18 protein-coding genes are annotated in these 18,276 nt (G+C 39.0%); 4 read left to right on the plus strand and 14 right to left on the minus strand.

All coding sequences use genetic code 11. The features are described from left to right. The first annotated feature begins 2 nt into the window (after nt 1-2). Complete coding sequence (locus tag H5122_RS11665) at nt 3-1,985, plus strand: phytase (protein WP_182682198.1); 1,983 nt, start codon at nt 3-5, stop codon at nt 1,983-1,985. 173 nt (nt 1,986-2,158) lie between these two features. Continuing rightward, the gene (locus H5122_RS11670) at nt 2,159-2,824 is read left to right on the plus strand and encodes a hypothetical protein (RefSeq protein ID WP_182682197.1); all 666 of its coding nucleotides are present in this window, start codon (nt 2,159-2,161) and stop codon (nt 2,822-2,824) included. Nucleotides 2,825-2,838: 14 nt separating this feature from the next. On the opposite strand, the gene H5122_RS11675 is transcribed toward H5122_RS11670, so the two are convergent. Beyond that, complete coding sequence (locus tag H5122_RS11675) at nt 2,839-4,296, minus strand: PLP-dependent aminotransferase family protein (RefSeq protein ID WP_182682196.1); 1,458 nt, start codon at nt 4,294-4,296, stop codon at nt 2,839-2,841. Nucleotides 4,297-4,402: 106 nt separating this feature from the next. Here H5122_RS11675 and H5122_RS11680 point away from each other — a divergent pair, with 106 nt between their 5' ends. Both H5122_RS11680 and H5122_RS11685 read left to right on the plus strand, forming a co-directional pair. Further along, nucleotides 4,403-4,978 carry a GNAT family N-acetyltransferase gene (locus H5122_RS11680; RefSeq protein ID WP_182682195.1) on the plus strand — a complete coding sequence of 192 codons (576 nt, stop codon included), beginning with the start codon at nt 4,403-4,405 and terminating at the stop codon, nt 4,976-4,978. Beyond that, entirely contained in the window at nt 4,978-5,565 is a 588-nt protein-coding gene (locus H5122_RS11685) for an FMN-binding negative transcriptional regulator (protein ID WP_182682194.1), read from the plus strand. Before H5122_RS11680 ends, H5122_RS11685 begins: the two co-directional genes overlap by 1 nt. 61 nt (nt 5,566-5,626) lie before the next feature. Here the strand turns inward: H5122_RS11685 and cyoE are convergent, their stop codons facing one another. The 13 genes from cyoE to H5122_RS11750 form a co-directional block, all read right to left on the minus strand. Continuing rightward, on the minus strand, nt 5,627-6,511 hold the full coding sequence (cyoE, locus tag H5122_RS11690; protein ID WP_002958102.1) for a heme o synthase: 885 nt from the start codon (nt 6,509-6,511) through the stop codon (nt 5,627-5,629). Between the two features lie 9 nt (nt 6,512-6,520). Then, a complete protein-coding gene (gene cyoD, locus H5122_RS11695; protein WP_002958101.1) occupies nt 6,521-6,877 on the minus strand; it encodes a cytochrome o ubiquinol oxidase subunit IV in 357 nt (118 codons plus the stop codon). Continuing rightward, complete coding sequence (gene cyoC / locus H5122_RS11700; protein ID WP_002958100.1) at nt 6,877-7,503, minus strand: cytochrome o ubiquinol oxidase subunit III; 627 nt, start codon at nt 7,501-7,503, stop codon at nt 6,877-6,879. The genes cyoD and cyoC overlap by 1 nt, the downstream gene beginning before the upstream one ends. After that, nucleotides 7,500-9,488, minus strand: coding sequence for a cytochrome o ubiquinol oxidase subunit I (gene cyoB / locus H5122_RS11705; protein WP_024596558.1), 1,989 nt, complete (start codon nt 9,486-9,488; stop codon nt 7,500-7,502). Before cyoB ends, cyoC begins: the two co-directional genes overlap by 4 nt. Before the next feature lie 2 nt (nt 9,489-9,490). Then, complete coding sequence (cyoA, locus tag H5122_RS11710) at nt 9,491-10,450, minus strand: ubiquinol oxidase subunit II (RefSeq protein ID WP_182682193.1); 960 nt, start codon at nt 10,448-10,450, stop codon at nt 9,491-9,493. A 317-nt stretch (nt 10,451-10,767) separates the two neighbouring features. Continuing rightward, complete coding sequence (locus H5122_RS11715) at nt 10,768-11,187, minus strand: hypothetical protein (protein ID WP_002958097.1); 420 nt, start codon at nt 11,185-11,187, stop codon at nt 10,768-10,770. 1,182 nt (nt 11,188-12,369) lie between these two features. After that, a complete protein-coding gene (nqrM, locus tag H5122_RS11720; RefSeq protein ID WP_007376137.1) occupies nt 12,370-12,582 on the minus strand; it encodes a (Na+)-NQR maturation NqrM in 213 nt (70 codons plus the stop codon). Nucleotides 12,583-12,683: 101 nt separating this feature from the next. Next, the gene (locus H5122_RS11725) at nt 12,684-13,715 is read right to left on the minus strand and encodes an FAD:protein FMN transferase (RefSeq protein ID WP_182682192.1); all 1,032 of its coding nucleotides are present in this window, start codon (nt 13,713-13,715) and stop codon (nt 12,684-12,686) included. A 110-nt stretch (nt 13,716-13,825) separates the two neighbouring features. After that, nucleotides 13,826-15,055: an NADH:ubiquinone reductase (Na(+)-transporting) subunit F gene (gene nqrF / locus H5122_RS11730; protein ID WP_002958895.1), complete on the minus strand. Its 1,230-nt coding sequence runs from the start codon at nt 15,053-15,055 to the stop codon at nt 13,826-13,828. 18 nt (nt 15,056-15,073) lie between these two features. After that, complete coding sequence (gene nqrE, locus H5122_RS11735; protein ID WP_002958896.1) at nt 15,074-15,682, minus strand: NADH:ubiquinone reductase (Na(+)-transporting) subunit E; 609 nt, start codon at nt 15,680-15,682, stop codon at nt 15,074-15,076. Between the two features lie 10 nt (nt 15,683-15,692). Then, nucleotides 15,693-16,325, minus strand: coding sequence for an NADH:ubiquinone reductase (Na(+)-transporting) subunit D (locus H5122_RS11740; protein ID WP_002958897.1), 633 nt, complete (start codon nt 16,323-16,325; stop codon nt 15,693-15,695). Continuing rightward, nucleotides 16,325-17,077, minus strand: a complete 753-nt coding sequence (locus tag H5122_RS11745; RefSeq protein ID WP_002958898.1) for a Na(+)-translocating NADH-quinone reductase subunit C — start codon at nt 17,075-17,077, stop codon at nt 16,325-16,327. The genes H5122_RS11740 and H5122_RS11745 overlap by 1 nt, the downstream gene beginning before the upstream one ends. Then, a complete protein-coding gene (locus H5122_RS11750; RefSeq protein WP_002958899.1) occupies nt 17,070-18,272 on the minus strand; it encodes an NADH:ubiquinone reductase (Na(+)-transporting) subunit B in 1,203 nt (400 codons plus the stop codon). The genes H5122_RS11745 and H5122_RS11750 overlap by 8 nt, the downstream gene beginning before the upstream one ends. Nucleotides 18,273-18,276 lie beyond the last annotated feature (4 nt).

Consider the following 18,276-nt stretch of genomic DNA (forward strand, 5'->3'; position numbering starts at 1 on the left):
ACATGAACTTTAAATTAAAAACATCTCTTAGCTTAATTGTAAGTAGCTTAGTGCTTAGCACATTAAGTGCGTGTAGCAATAGTAACGTGGCTACAAATACGGCAGTAAAAAACACACCTGATAAAGTAGTCATTAATAGTACTAAATTTGGTCCAACAGATAACATGCAAGGCTCACAAGCGGCATGGTTAAATAATAACAATTGGTTGCTAGCAAGTGAAAGCAAAGGCTTAGTGTTAGTTGAAAGTGAAACGCAACAAAGCCGCATTATAAAAAAAGGTAACTTTGAAGCGCTTGCTGTCACTAAGCTAACAGCACACTCATTTTTGGTTGCAACTATTGATAACAATCAAGATAGCGTTGTTATATTTAAGCTTGAGCACACTCAAAGTGGCTGGAATACAATTGAACTAACCCGCATTAACCCACCACAAGCACAACCCGATACGGTGTGTTTATTTGCTAATAAAGCGAGTGAATCAATATCGGCATTTGTACCTGATGTACGCGGGCTAATTACCGAAACTATTATTTTTGATACAGCGAATAATAAAGCGGTTAACGTAAATGTACGTGAATTTTCTGGTGTTAGTGAGGCGTCGGGTTGTGCTGTAAGTACAACAACAAATACCTTATATGTAAGTGAAAGCGAAGTAGGCATTTGGGCAATAAACGCGAACGCGGAATCGCAAGCAGATAAAAAACCGATTGCTTTAGTCGCCCCCTTTGGAAAGTTAGACAGTGGACTAGGAGCTATTTCAGCTTCGCAAGATGGTATTATCTGGTTTACTAGTACCAAAAACAATACTGTGTATGCTTATGATCCAATTAGTAAAATGCTTAATAACTGGATGTTAAATGGTGACTTGAGCTTGGAATCGGTAGCGGTAAATTACACAAGTAACAACGCGGCAACGGCAGTGCTGTATAACGACGAAACAGGCGCTTATATTAAAAGTACATTACCTGTAACACCTATCAAAAAACCATTAAAAATCAACACTCAATCAATCACTCAAATAAAGGCAAGTGCACAAACGGCCCCCGTTCAAGCATTTGGTGATGCAGCAGACGATCCGGCAATTTGGGTTAACCCTAAAGATGCAGCAAACAGCTTAATTTTAGGCACCGATAAACGCCGTGGACTAATGGTATACAGCCTAAATGGCAAGCTTGAACAGTCACTTGAAGTTGGTCGTTTAAATAACGTAGACCTGCGACAAAATAGCACCATTAAAAACAGTACCAATACATTAATAACTGCTAGTAACCGAACGCTTAACGGTATTAGTGTATTTACAGTACAAGCTAATAATAATGTAAAGTACATTGCTGATATTCCTACCAATCTTGATGAAATTTATGGCTTATGTATGTACTCGTCAAATACGGGGAACTATGTATTTGTAAATGATAAATCGGGGCTATATCAGCAATATAAAATCAGTGAGAATAACGAAAAAATAACAGGCAAACTTGTTCGCGAGTTTAACCTACCAAGCCAACCAGAAGGCTGTAGTGCAGATGATGAACTAGGACAATTATTTGTAGGCGAAGAAGATGCCGGTATTTGGTTTATAGGTGCAGAGCCAACGGCAGGAAGTACACCGGTTATGCTACAAGGTATAAATGAGCAACTTGTTGATGATGTTGAAGGTATGGAAATTTACCACAGCGACAAAACACGTTATTTAGTTGTTTCCAGCCAAGGTGATAACAGCTACGTACTGTATAAAATAAAGAATGGTACTGCGGGCATAAAAACACCTAGCTTAGAGTTTGCAGGTAAGTTTAGTTTAATAAGTGATTTGGTTAATGGTATTGATGGCTCATCAGAAACCGACGGGTTAACAGTAACATCTAAGTCTCTTCCGGGTTATCCTGAAGGTATTTTAGTTGTACAAGATGGTTATAACCGTATGCCACAGCAGCCTCAAAACTTTAAAATAATAGATTGGCGAGAAGTAAAAAAAGCAATTAAGTAGTGCTTATTTAGTCGCCATTATTTTAATGTCTCTTTGAGATTACCTTGAAATTGTATAAAAGGCTCATTTGAGCCTTTTATACAATTCTTTGCAGTTAAGTATTAAGTGTAATTAACTCAATGTAATATATATTTTATACTACAATGTAAGCTCATAAATTAATTGAGATTATTATGCGCTTACTACTTACTTTATTACTAATCACTTTAAGTGGCTTTGCCGCAGCTGAAGAAGAAAAAGCAGAACTACCACCGGTAGACCCCGCTTACAATGCTGATCATCCTATGGCTTTGGTTAATCAAGGCTCATCTATTATTGCAATGAATTTACCCACCTATAATTTACCCAATGATTTGCAAGTTGTTTATAAAATTGGAAACCCAGATGTCGCACTCTTAAATTTTGTTAGAAATGCTGAGCTAATCACGGTTAAGCCACAAGCGTTTAATATTCAACATTTAATGCGTGGTGAAGAAATTACGATTATTGCTGATATTTATGAGGGTGATTATAGAGAAGGTGGCAGTTTAATTTACTCAAAAAAAGAGCTTGAGCTTAGTAAGCAACTGTATGCCAGAGAGCTAAAAGATTTAAGTGAATCATCGCAATGGCAAGACTACGACATGATTAATCTGGGCGGGAGTGAGCGTATTTATATTCATAAAATTCAACAAGCGCCGAGCTATAACCATCTTATTTTTGTTGATTTAGTTAATGCATGTATGCAAAAGCTTCGTACCTCAAAACGTGTCCCAGCTGAAAATGAGCTTACCTATAAATTTATTAACTGCGGCACCCTTAAACCACTTTATTACAATGCTGATGATTTTAAGAAATAGTTAATGGTATCTAGTTACTTATATTCAGTGATTAGTTTGAGCCCTTGCTTCATTGCCTCAACTGATTGCCCTGCAAAGCCTAAGCGAACATAACTATATTGCTTAGGCATTAAACTTCTCACTGAATCAGCAAAGTAAAACTCAGATTCTGCTTGTAAATATAGGCTTTTACTTTGCATTGCTTGTTTTATATTGCTCGTATTTTTATTTAAGTTAACCCACATTGCCATACCGCCATCTGGCTTTTTATACTCTATTGGTAACCCCTGTGATTGCAGCAACGCTAACGTGTTGTCCATTGCTTCATAACGTTGTTTATAGTGTTTAGTCATGCGTTTTAAGTGGCGCTCAAATCCACCTTCTTGCATAAAGTGCGCAACGGCTAGCTGCATAACCACATCATTTTTATGATTCATTAACTGCTTCCATGCGGTTAACTGTGCTAATACTTCAGGAGCTGCACAAATGTAGCCAATTCTAGCGCCTGAGAACATGATTTTAGAAAATGTAGATAAGTAAATAATAATCCCAGCGGGATCGTCCCCAGCCATAGGTTGCAATGGCTGACAGCGATAATGAAACTCGTGATCGTAATCATCTTCAATAATCATTACGCCATACTCATAACATAATTGATAAATTTGCATGCGCCGTGTGGGCGAAAGCGTAACGGTAGTTGGGTATTGATGCAGCGGGGTTAAGTACAGCATTTTTATTGGATATCGTCTAAATTGCGCTTTTAAGTCATCAACACATAAACCATATTCATCTTGTTTTATATCTATTAATTGCGCGCCACAAGCAGCAAAGGCTTTGCGTGCTGGTGGGTAGCCTAAAGTCTCAACGGCTACGAAGTCATCTTTACTTATAAAGGCCTTAGAAATTAAAAATAAAGCTTCTTGTGAGCCATTACATACAAGTAAGTCTGATACTTTTAAATTTCTAGTTTTATGTAAGTAATCGCTTATCTGAACTTTTAGCTCACTCACTCCACCTATATCACCATAATGAAGCTTACTGGTATCTAAATGATTAAATACATGACTTACAGAGCGTTTAAATTCTTTATAAGGAAAGCTATTTAAATCAGGAAGTCCACCTGCAAAATTATATACGTAGTCTTTTAAATTCATTGCCGGAATAGGCACGGCTAACTCTGTAGCAAATTTATAAGGTTTTGGTGTTAAAACTGGCGTGTGCTCACAGTTAGCACTGCTTTGAATTGGTAGTGTTTGAGTGACGCTATACCCAGAGCGTTCATGAGATTCTAGCCATCCTTCGGCTACTAATAACTGCAATGCGTTCATTATTGTATGACGGTTTAACTGATACGCTTGCGCCATAACTCGAGCAGAACTGAGTTTTGTACCAGGTGCAATATCTCCCTTTACGATAGAACCACGCAAAGCATCTGCAACTTGTATGTACTTAGCTTTGTTTGAGTCATTAAATTCAATATTAAGCGGTTGCATGTCATTCCCTTATAACTGGTATAGCTAAAAAGCCAATTCTGGTTGTTTTTACCAAGCCAAATTAGCGTACATTTGTTGCTTGTAAATAGCAAAGCTTAGAGGCAACATGTTTACTCAACAGATACATAAAACAAATAAGGTAATTTTAGAGCCATTAAATTATGAGCATTTAAAAGGCTTATATAAAGCAGGGCAACATCCAAAAATATGGGAATGGGTATTAAGCAACTATACAAAAACACCCGAACAGTTAAAGGAATGGTTTACCACCAGTGCACAATTTAATAAAAAAGAACAAATTGTATTTGCCATAGTAGACATAGCCAGCAAAGAGGTTGTAGGCACTACACGACTATTTAGATTAGATACACATAACTTAAGTGCTGAAATTGGTCATACATTTATAAGCCATCACTGGCAGCAAACTTATATTAATACTCACACTAAATATTTACTGCTTAGCTATGCTTTTGACGCGTTGAATTTAGTGCGAATAACGTTTAATACCCACGAAAAAAATCAAAAATCTCGAAATGCAATTACTCGACTAGGCGCCCGATTTGAAGGTATAGCCCATAAAGATAGATTACTAAGTGATGGAAGTTACAGAAGCACTGCAAAATTTAGCATTATTGACGAACATTGGCAGAGCATTAAGTTACAGTTAGAGGAGAGGCTTTAATGTACCCACCCACACATTTTCAAGAACATCATATTGAACGTTTGCAGGCATTAGTTGAGCAATTCCCTCTAGCGAGTATTTTAATGTACTGCTCGCAAAGTGACTTAAATAATATATGCCAAGTGCCTGTATTGTATGAGCCCTCACGTAATGTATTTATTGCACACGTAGCAAGACATAACCCGCTAACGCAATGTGATAAACAGTCAGTGAAATTACTATTTAATGGCGATAACTGTTATCTATCTCCCTCGTATAGTAATAATAAAACACTGCCGAGCTGGCTTTATTCATCAGTACAAGTAACTGCAAATGTGAATATTATTGAAAGCGATAATGAGAAAGGCAAAATAATGCGGCAACTAACGAGCCATTTTGAGCAAGGCTTTACGCCAATTTGGAATATTACTGATGTGCCCAAAAGCAGTCGCCAAGCAATGTATCAACAATTAAGCTTTATAGAATTTACTCCTACTCATTGGAGTGGAAACTTTAAGCTAAGCCAAAATAAATCACCTGAGGTAAGAGCACGAATAAAACAAAGCCTAGAACTTGCCAATAAGCGCTCTATTGCAAAACTATTTTAGGCATAAAAAAAGGCTCTTTCGAGCCTTTGGATTAACTTTGGAATAGTTAAAAATTTTTAAATTAGGTAAGCGTTAATAGCTGTGGAGCAACGCTATGGTAATCAACAGCCATAGCAATGCTTAACGCTGTAATATTAATAATTGAAAATGCGAACACTTTACGTGCCCAGCTACTCATATCAATATTACGACGATAACCACGTAGCGCCATTAGCAACCACCAAAAGCTGGTAATACACGCCACAGCCATAAAAGCAGCTCCTGTGTAGCCAGTAATTGGCAGTAACATCACCACTAATGCGTATACAGCAATATAAAGTACGATATGGCGCTTTGCTTTATCAATACCTTGCGCTACTGGTAATACAGGAATACCTGCAGCTTGATAATCTTTAAAGCGAAAAATAGCAATAGCGTAAGAGTGCGGCATTTGCCACAAGCTAAACATGACTAGCAGTATTAATGCGCCCATATCGAACTGCCCTGTTACGGCGCAGTAACCTACTACTGGCGGTACAGCGCCAGAAAGGCTGCCTACAAAAGTGCCATATACTGAGTTGCGTTTCATGTAGAGGCTATAAACCCCTACATAAATTACGTAGCCAAAGGCTGCAAAAAATACCGCGGCTTGAGTGGTGTAGGCGATAAGTAAACCAAAGCCCACAACACCCAATAAAATACCGTGACTAAGTGCAGCAAAGGCCGACATTTCGCCCGTTACTGTAACCCGCGTACGAGTACGCGCCATGGCCACATCTATGTCTCTATCTATAACATTATTGATAGCGCAACCTGATGCAACCACTAGCGACAAACCAATTAATGTGGCAATCATTAACCATGGGTCTATATCACCGCGCGAAGCAAGTAAAAACCCGCCCGCTACGCTGATCAAATTGCCCATAATAATACCCGGCTTTGTCACTGATAAATAACGACGAAACATCTTCAACTCCTAGTACATCATCATTGCGTTAGATTCATAAATGATCCAAACAGATAACCCAACAACCATTACGATGATCAGAGCACTGAATAGGAATGAGAAAGTACTTGCACGGCCATCTTCGGTGGTAAAATTAAGGTGTAAAAAGTATTTTAAATGCACCCAAATTTGTACGATTGCTAAAGTAACAATGCTCCAAAGCGTTGTTGCTTTTGAGAAGTCACCTTCCATTACCATGTAAAACGGTATAGCAGTTAAAATTACCGATAGCACAAAGCCAATTAAGTAAGTTTTAACACTGCCATGAGATTCATCATGATGATCACTTTGCGTTTGCTTTAACGCATGCGTTTCGCTGTGGCTCATTACATTGCTCCCATTAAATAAACAACGGTAAATACACAAATCCAAACAATGTCTAAGAAGTGCCAAAATAGGCTTAAGCAGCTTAAACGCGTTACGGTTGCTTTACCTAAGCCGCGTTTAGCAACTTCAATCATCATTATGGTCATCCAAATTAGACCCGCTGTTACATGTAAACCATGTAAGCCAACTAATGAGAAAAACGATGTTAAAAAGGCACTTTGTTGTGGACCATTGCCATGCACAATTAGGTGATGAAATTCGTATACTTCCATACCAATAAACACAGCACCTAAACAAAACGTAACAAATAACCAAGTCAGTGTTAGTGCCTTTTTTTGCCCTTGAGCGGCAATCATGGCAAAACCAAAAGTAATACTACTAATCAGTAGTGCTGCAGTTTCTACTGCTACAAAGTCGAGTTCAAAAATATCTTTACCCGATACGCCACCGGCTGTGTTCATAAATAATACAGCGTAAGTGGCAAAAAACGAGGCAAACAGTAGGCAATCGGTCATTAGGTATAACCAAAAACCAAATACGGTATCACCCGAAGTATCGTGGTGATCATGCGCGTGGGCATGATCATCGTGTGATACAGAGTCTAAATTTGCAGAAAGTGTACTCACGCTTTTAACTCCTTAACGCCACTTGAATTATATGCAGCTTCAATGCGTGCAATTTCATCAGGTTGTATATAGTAATCAACATCGCTGGTGTAACAACGTTTGATAAATATGGCAATTCCGCCTACTAGTCCAACAACAGCTAACCACCAAATATGCCAAATCATTGCAAAACAAAATACTGTTAAACTTGCTGCCATTAACACGCCAGCTGATGTGTTTTTAGGCATATGAATAGGGCTATAGTTTGCTTTATCTTGATATGCTTGACCTTTTTCTTTCATATCGGTCCATGCATCAATATCATCGATATGTGGAATTGTTGCAAAGTTATAAATTTGCGGAGGTGAACTTGTTGCCCACTCAAGTGTGTGGCCGTTCCACGGATCGCCTGTTGTATCGTCAAGCGCTTCACGGTCTCTAAAGCTCACATATAATTGAATTACTTGGCTGATAATACCAAACATAATAATTACAGCACCGCCTGCGGCAATGTATAACCACATGTTCCAATCTGGGTTGTTAGTGTGGTTTAAGCGACGTGTCATACCTAAGAAACCAAGTACGTACAGCGGCATAAATGCTACGAAGAAACCAATAATCCAACACCAAAATGATGCTTTGCCCCATTTTTCATTAAGTTTAAAGCCCATTGCTTTAGGGAACCAAAATACAAAACCGGCCAGGTAACCAAACACAGCACCACCAATAATTGTGTTATGGAAATGTGCAATTAAGAATAAGCTGTTATGCAGTACATAATCGGCGCCAGGAATGGCAAGTAATACACCGGTCATACCGCCTACGGTAAAGGTAACCATAAAGCCAAGAGTCCAAAGTACCGGTACACTTATACGTAAACGACCTCGGTAAATAGTAAATAACCAGTTAAACAACTTAACCCCAGTTGGTACGGCAATAACCATGGTCATTACCCCAAAGAACGCGTTAACGTTAGCGCTTGAGCCCATAGTAAAGAAGTGATGTAACCAAACAATAAAGCCTAAAATTGAGATTGCACCGCTGGCGTAAACCATCGATTTGTAACCAAACAAACGTTTACCGGCAAAGGTCGAAATAATTTCAGAAAAAATACCAAACGCTGGTAATACTAATATGTATACCTCAGGATGACCCCATGCCCAAAACAGGTTGATGTACATCATGGCGTTACCGCCTAATTCATTGGTAAAGAAGTGGAAGTCTAGATAACGGTCAAGCGTTAGCATTGCAAGTACAGCAGTTAAAATTGGGAATGATGCTGCAATTAAGATGTTTGCCCATGTACATGCCCATGTGAAAATTGGCATTTTCATTAGGGTCATACCTGGTGCACGCATTTTAAACACGGTTGCTAAAAAGTTTACGGCTGTTAGAAGTGTACCGAGCCCGGATATTTGTAAGGCCCAAATATAATAATCGACCCCCACCCCAGGGCTAAAGGTCAGCTCCGAAAGCGGCGGATATGCCACCCAACCTGTTTTTGCAAATTCACCAAATACAAGTGATAAGTTAATTAAAATTGCACCACTGGCTGTAAACCAAAAACTTAAATTATTTAAAAATGGAAATGCAACATCGCGAGCACCAATTTGAAGTGGTAATACAATGTTCATTAGACCAATCATAAATGGCATTGCCATAAATATGATCATGATTACGCCGTGGGCAGTAAATATTTGGTCGTAGTGTTCTGGTGGTAAATAACCTGGCGCACCACTGGTAGCAAGTGCCAACTGCGCACGCATCATTATTGCATCAGAAAAACCACGAAACAGCATTATTAGTGCTAAAAGAATATACATTACGCCTAAGCGTTTGTGATCAACAGACGTGATCCAGTCGCGCCAAAGCACGCCCCATTTTTTATACTTTGTAATAAGCCCGGCAATAATAAGCCCAGCTATCGCAATAACCGACATCGTGAACACAAGAATTGGCTCATGAAACGGAATTGCGTCGAGTGAAAGATTACCTAATAACGACATTATTATTCCTCGCCTTGGCTGTGAGATGAAGGCATTGAGTGCTCACTCATTTCATGATGCTTTTTACTCATTTGCCCATGTTCGCCCATTGCATGGTGTTTTTTGTTCATATCGCCATGCGCCTGCATATACTTCATAACAATGGTATGAAATAAGCCGTCATCAACTTTTCCGTAATATGCTACTGGGTTATTTTCACTTGCTTTTGCAAGCTCAACATAATTTGCATGAGTCAGGTTATTAGCGCTTGAATTCGCTTTCACATCACTCACCCACTTATCAAAGTCTGCTTGAGTAGGTGTAGCAATGGCATTAAATGTCATGCCAGTGAAACCTGCGCCGCTGTAATTTGCTGAAAAGCCTTTAAACGTACCTGGCTCATTTGCAATTAAGTGAAGCTTGGTTTCCATCCCAGCCATTGAGTATATTTGACTACCCAATTGCGGAATAAAAAATGAATTCATTGTGCTCTCTGAGGTGATTTTATATTCAACAGGTACATTTGCTGGGAACACTAATTCATTAACCGTAGCAATACCTTGCTCAGGATATATAAATAGCCATTTCCAATTTAATGAAACCACTTCAACAGTAAGGTGTTCACCTTTACCTTCAATGGGTTTATAGGGGTCTAATTCTTGGGTAGACTGCCAGGTAATAACACCTAAAATGATTACAATAACAATAGGAACAGCCCAAACAACGGCTTCAATTTTATTTGAATGAGCCCATTTCGGAGCATAAATTTCTTGGTTTTGAGTGTCTCTGTATTTCCAAGCGAAATACAAAGTCATCACAATAACGGGAACGACTACAAGCAACATAAGCACGGTTGCGATGATGATTAAATTTTTCTCATCAATGCCTATCTGCCCTTTTGGATCGAGTATCCCGCCTTTACAGCCTGACAACGCCAGCACTGTACTAGCTAAAGCAATATTACAAAGGTTACGAATTAACAAGGGAGTATCCTACAAACCTAGAGTTTCAATTTGCTGCTTAAAATAAAAACCAAAGCAACGATTTTTCAATAAAAACCCAAGTTAACTAGAATTAAATTATAAAAATAAGGGGGCTATTCAAAACCTAAAGCTCATGCCATTAATGACCTAGCAACAAACCCAGCTTTCTAAACGCATTTATATAACGTAATAAAAGTTAACTTGGGTGAGTGGTGGTTGGCTGAAATGTGTTTAAAAACACGGAGCTACTTTGTTTTAGCTAACCTTAATTATTTACAGCAAGAACAAATAATTAAAACCAGCAACAAGATGCAGCGTTACAGGCAACCTGTAAAGCTAGGTGGAGCACGACAACCATGTGAAGAGATCACAGGCTGAAGAACTTTAGCCTCGCTAAAAGCAAAGGCTGCTTTACGGAGGATTATGCCAGCACGACGCGCTGGACAAATATGGAACAATAACCAACAAAGGCCAATAAGTAACTGACTTGATATGATCGGATGAGCTAAAAATTGCGCAAGATTAAGTAACAGTGGCTCTACAATAAACCCATCACTTAATAGCGCTTCAAGCTTGAAGGCATCCTCTAATGCACCGCTTAGCAACATTACAGTATTAAACACTAATAAAGTTATAGCTACACACACGCCCTTGCCTGCTTTATTCAAGCGTTCACACGTCTGCGGCTCGCCAGAGGCAAGTTCCGTAGCTGTATGATGCAAAGAAAGTGTGTTCAAAGACATTAACCTACTAAAATGACTATAACAAAATTAGAGTAATACAGTTTGCAATGGAAAAATTTAAAAAACATTGCTGTTGTAAACCCTAAAACCAGGTGCTAAATACAATCAAATCCAGCTAGCACATATTTACCTAGCGAAAATTGATCCGTATCAACCAAACTTTCAAAACTTACTGAAAGTTCGAACTTGAGTATAACAAAGAGAATTTTCTGTTCAACTAAAAATCAATTAATTTGAGTTAAGCTTTCGAAGCTATTTTGTTAATAAAAAATAACACGATAAAAAACATTCGGTTAGTTCAAATAAAAAACGATTTAAAGAGAAATATTTAATAGGATTATAGGTTTTTAGGAGGGAGTAATAACTGTGTCGCACAAATAAAAACAGCCCAAATTCAGTCACCACCGAACTTGAGCCGCCTTTCACACTGACAACATCTTCACACACAATATAAAGATTTTTGGTTTACATTACGTGGCAATTGTAGGGAAATAAAAACAACTCAAATGCAGTCACCACCGAATTTGAGTTGCCTTTCACACTGACAACATCTTCACACACAATATAAAGATTCTTGGTATACATTACGTGGTAATTGTAGGGAAATAAAAACAACTCAAATGCAGTCACCACCGAATTTGAGTTGCCTTTCACACTGACAACATCTTCACACACAATATAAAGATTCTTGGTTTACACTACGTGGCAATTGTAGGGAAATAAAAACAACTCAAATGCAGTCACCACCGAATTTGAGTTGCCTTTCACACTGACAACATCTTCACACACAATATAAAGATTCTTGGTTTACACTGTGTGGCAATTGTAGGGAAATAAAAACAACTCAAACTCGTTCTTTATGGAAGTGAATCCACCGAACTTGAGTTGCCTTTCACACTGACAACATCTTCACACACAATATAAAGATTCTTTTAGGCGAGGCTAACTTATGCCTCAAGCTTATGACGAGAGCCTTGTTCTTTGTCTATGGTTAAACTTTAGAGTGTTAGCTCCAATTTGACAAACGAGAAAAATAAACCTAATAGGTGAAAAAAACTAAACTATATACCTTTGTCTAATACATTTAGATTGGATTGCTTTGGAAGCTATGATGCGAAGGCGTTTTACAGGCACAAAAAAAGCGCTATAAAGCGCTTTTTAATATTTAAGACAGGCTTAAATAATTTGGTTTTCTTTCCAAGCTTGCTCTTTTGCTAAACGGTTTTTGCGTTTATCACATGGATCATCGCAATCACAGGCTTTATCAATACCAACCGAACCTAAACCACCACAGCTGCTTGCCATAGATTTTTTTTGCACGATCATACCAACGGCCATAGCCGAAACTATCAAAATTAGTAAGCCAAAAGTAAGAAGAAAAAGTGACATTGCTTAGCCCCTATTGATCAGCAATAAATTAAACTCAAATATTTTTGAGCGACTGCTATTATATACCCAAATAACACGGAAATAAACAAGTCAGCACCATACTATAAATAAGGCTTAAATGCTGGGCTTGAGTAGGTAATTAAACCCTCTTTTGATTTACCTATTAAATAAACCGGTAAATCATGTTGCTCAGCATAAGCTTGCGCTTTTTGCATCCCCATTACAGTAAGTGCCGTCGCTAAACCATCTGCCGTCATAGCGCTTGGATGAAGCACAGTTACCGACACTAAGTCGTGCTTAATAGGCATACCTGTTGCTGGATCAATTAAGTGGGTATAGATCTCACCATCCATTTTATAAAAAATACGGTAATCACCCGATGTCGCTATACCACTTGTACCTGGCGATAAAACACGGTGTACCTTGCGCTCTCCAGGTTGCGCATCTGGTTGCTCAATCGCAATTTTCCAATCCTGATTATTTGGCTTTTCACCTGCTATACGCAGCTCACCACCAATCTCAACCATGTAATTAGTAATGTCGTGGCTTTCTAATAACTGGGCAACTTTATCAATACCATAGCCCTTAGCTGTTGCCGAAAAAGAAAGCTCCAGTCCATTAACTGTTTTAGCCAGTCCTTGCTCATTTAAGATAAGTTTATCAATGCCTATTTTTTCAACCATACTTGCAAGCTCTTCATCACTTGGGCGATTAGTTGGTTTTTTATCAGGCCCAAAACCCCATAAATCAATTAAAGGCCCCATTGTTACGTCGAGTGTTTTAGTCGATTCACCTAAGCGAATAGACTCGCTTATAACAGCCCTAAAATCTTCGCTAATTGGCATGACTTGATTTGCAGGTAATCTGTTAAATGTATTTATTTCAGAGTCTTCTATGTAAGTAGACATAGATTGGTTCACATCTTTTAAAACAGCGTCTATTTGCAGCTGTAGTTGTGAATCCGATAGCTGGGCTTGCTCATCATAATATTTAATATGATAAGTGGTACCCATAGTCTTACCTTCTAAAAAGGTTTCTTTTAACTCTGGCTTTTCACCACACCCAGACAATAATAAAGTCAGTGTAATTAGTAAAAAGGCCATTATGCCCTGTGAAGTACTTACTCGATTCATAACAGCTCTACTTAATAGATTGATAAAATTAAAAAAATAAAAAAAGCCTCGTAACACAAGTGCTACGAGGCTGGTATTTTAACCAAAACTAAACTGTTTTGGTATTAGTGTTAGCCACCGAAGTCATCTAGTAAGATATTTTCGTCTTCAACACCTAAATCTTTAAGCATAGTAATAACTGCCGCATTCATCATTGGAGGACCACACATGTAGTACTCACAATCTTCAGGCGCTTCGTGATCTTTAAGATAGTTCTCAAATAACACGTTATGGATAAAGCCAGTATAGCCTTCCCAGTTATCTTCAGGCTGTGGATCTGAAAGTGCTGTATGCCATACGAAGTTAGGATTTTCAGCGGCTAGGCCGTCAAAATCTTCTACGTAGAACATTTCACGCTCAGAACGTGCACCATACCAAAAGCTCATCTTACGTTTTGAGTTCAAACGTTTAAGTTGGTCAAAGATATGAGAACGCATTGGCGCCATACCAGCACCACCACCAACAAATACCATTTCTGCGTCAGTGTCTTTAGCAAAGAACTCACCAAATGGACCCGAAATAGTTACCTTGTCGCCTTCTTTAAGTGACCAAATGTACGAAGACATTTTACCACATGGCAAGCTAAGGTTTCTTGGAGGTGGAGCAGCAATACGCACGTTAAGCATAATGATGCCTTCTTCCTCTGGGTAGTTAGCCATTGAGTAAGCACGAATTGTTTCTTCGTCTACTTTTGACTCCAGATCGAAGAAACCAAAATGGTTCCAGTCGCCACGATACTCTTCAGGAACATCGAAATCTGCATATTTAACATGGTGAGGTGGAGCTTCGATTTGGATGTAACCACCCGCACGAAACGGCACTGACTCGCCATCTGGAATTTGCAGCTTAAGTTCTTTGATGAACGTTGCTTTGTTATCATTAGAGATAACTTCACAATCCCACTTCTTAACACCGAAAATTGACTCTTCAAGTTCAATTTCCATGTCATTTTTAACATTTACCTGACACGCTAAACGACAGCCTTCACGGGCTTCACCTTTAGATATGTGATCAAGCTCAGTTGGCAGAATATCACCACCACCTTCTTTAATGTGTACACGACACTGACCACAAGAGCCACCGCCACCACAAGCAGATGATACAAATATACCTGACTCAGATAGTGCGCCTAAAAGCTTACTACCTGCTGATGTTTTAATGGCTTTATCTGGGTCGCCATTAATGCCGATGATAATATCGCCACTTGCAACTAACTGAGATTTAGCACCAATGATGACTAAAACCAGTAGTACAACGATAGCGATAAAAACACCAACGCCTAAGAAAATCTGATAATCCATGATTTATCCTCGCTACCTTTACAGTGAAATACCAGAGAATGACATAAAGCCAAGTCCCATTAAACCAACAGTGATGAAGGTAATACCTAAACCACGTAAGCCGTCAGGTACGTCTGAGTATTTCAGTTTCTCACGGATACCTGCAAGTAATGTAATTGCAAGTGCCCAACCAACACCAGCGCCAATACCATAAACAACAGACTCGCCGAAGTTATAGTTACGCTCAACCATGAATGATACCGCACCAAATATTGCACAGTTAACTGTGATAAGTGGTAAGAAGATACCTAACGCGTTGTATAGTGCAGGGAAAAACTTATCTAATGCCATTTCAAGAATTTGCACAAGTGCTGCAATAACACCAATGAAAGTTAAGAAACGTAAAAAGCTAAGATCTGCATCTGGGTAACCTAACCAAGTTAGTGAACCAGGTGCAAGTACCGCATGATAAACCAAGTTGTTTACAGGTACAGAAATACCCAATACAACTATAACCGCTATGCCTAGGCCAATTGATGTAGTTACTTTTTTAGATACCGCTAAAAAAGTACACATGCCTAAGAAGAATGACAACGCTAAGTTCTCAATAAAAACGGCTTTTACAAATAAACTAATATAATGTTCCACTATTTGCCCCTTACGCTTTAGCTTCTACTTGGTCTTTCTTATAAGTACGCAGTACCCATATGAATAAACCAATGATGAAGAATGCACTCGGTGGTAAGATCAATAGACCCATAGGCTGATACCAACCGCCATCTTGTACTAATGGGATAATATCAACACCGAATAGTGAACCCTTACCAAATAGCTCACGAATGAAACCAACAGTAAGTAGTACTACAGAGTAACCTAAGCCGTTACCAATACCGTCAAGGAATGACATAAGTGGTGGCGACTTCATCGCGTATGCTTCAGCACGACCCATTACGATACAGTTAGTAATGATTAGACCAACGAATACAGAAAGCTCTTTTGCAGTAGCATAAGAAAATGCCTGTAATACTTGGTCAACAACGATTACCAATGATGCGATAATGGTCATTTGTACGATGATACGTACAGATGATGGGATCTGGTTACGAATAAGCGAGATAAAGAAGCTCGAAAACGCAGTTACAAGTGTCAATGCAATTGACATGATTAACGCATTTTTTAAGCTAGACGTTACCGCTAGCGCAGAACAAATACCAAGTACTTGTAGTGCGATTGGGTTGTTAGCTAAAACCGGACCAAATAGGACCGCCTTCATTTCTTTAGTATCAGCCATTATTTCAATGCTCCTTTACGTACTTTCGCAAGGAAAGGGCCAAAGCCATTTTCGCCAGTCCAAAAGTCAACTGCATGATCAACACCGTTAGACGTTAATGTAGCACCTGAAAGACCATCGATCTTATGCTCATCATTGCCCGCAGTACCTTTAACAATTTGAATTGGAAGTTCTTTACCTTCCCATGTAGCAGTCCACTGTGGATTTTGGATTTCGCCACCAAGACCTGGGGTTTCATTATGCTTGTAAAAGATAATGCCCTTAACTGTTTCACCATCGCTTTCAAGCGAGATAAAACCGTACATTAAGCCCCATAAGCCGTAGCCTTGGATAGGAAGAATGATTGCATCAACTGAGCCATCTTCTTTTTTAGAGATATACACCGGTGACTCTTTAGTCACACGTTGAATACCAGCAATATCTTTAACGCCTTTCTCTTGAAGAGAAACACTTAGCGCTGCATCATATTTGCTTTTTTCAAAGTCAAAGATTGTTGGGTCTGTATCTACAAACTCACCTGTAGTCATGTTTACAACGCGCGCTTCGATTTTTGCATCAAATGTTTCAAGAACATTTTCAACTTTGTCGATGCCCGCAGCAGCTAAGATATTGCTTTGAATATCTTTGTTTTTATTAGCTTGCTGTAAAGGACGAAGCTGTACAGAAGCAAACGATACAATGATTGCACACACTAAACATAGTGCTACAACAACTGATAACGTTTTGCCGATTGATTCGTTATTACTAGACATTACGTGCCAACCTCCGCTTAATATTAGCCTGCACCACAAAGTGATCGAACAGTGGAGCGAACAAGTTAGCAAATAAGATTGCTAGCATCATGCCTTCTGGGAAAGCAGGATTCACAACACGTATCATAACCACCATAAAGCCAATTAATAGACCATATGCTAATTTACCTTTGTCAGTAAATGCAGCTGATACAGGGTCAGTAGCCATAAAGAACATACCAAACGCAAAGCCACCAAGTACAAAATGCCAATACCAAGGCATTGCAAATACAGGGTTAGTTTCTGATCCAACAGCATTTAATAAAAATGCAGTTGCTACCATACCTAGGAATACACCTAGTACGATGCGCCAAGAAGCGATACGAACGTAAATTAAGAACAAACCACCTACTAATAATGCAAGTGTAGATGTTTCACCTACAGAACCTTGAATGAAACCATAAAACGCATTCCACCATAATTCCATGTTTGCAAAGTCAAGTGTGCCAGCAAATGCTTGGCCTAGCATAGTTGCACCAGAGAAAGAATCTACTGCTGTCCATACTGTGTCACCTGAGATTTGAGCTGGGTATGCAAAGAATAAAAATGCGCGACCGGCTAAAGCAGGGTTTAAGAAGTTACGGCCAGTACCACCAAAGATTTCTTTAGCGATTACTACACCAAACGTAATACCTAACGCAACTTGCCATAAAGGAATAGTTGCTGGCAAAATAAGTGCAAATAATACAGAAGTAACGAAGAAACCTTCGTTAATTTCATGCTTACGCACTGAAGCAAATATAACTTCCCAGAAACCACCTACTGCAAATGTTACAGCGTAGATAGGTAAGAAGAAACATGCTCCATAGAACATTTTAGCGCCCCAGCCTGCATCAGCGGTTAACTCACCACCGAATAACTGGAACAAACCAACTTGCCACGTGTTTGCTAGTTCAAAACCTTGTGCTAAAGCACCAGCGGCCTGATGACCGATATTGAACATACCAAAAAACATAGCTGGGAAGGTCGCCATCCACACTAAAATCATCATACGTTTTAGGTCGATGTTATCGCGTACGTGTGTCGCGCCTTTATTTACGTAGCCTGGTGTATAAAAAATAGTTGCAGCTGCTTCATACAGTGCATAAAACTTTTCATATTTACCACCGGCTTCAAAATTCGGCTCGATATCTTCTAGATATTTTTTTAAACCCATCTCT

Source organism: Pseudoalteromonas sp. SG43-8, from assembly GCF_014164245.1.
Classification (GTDB): domain Bacteria; phylum Pseudomonadota; class Gammaproteobacteria; order Enterobacterales; family Alteromonadaceae; genus Pseudoalteromonas; species Pseudoalteromonas distincta.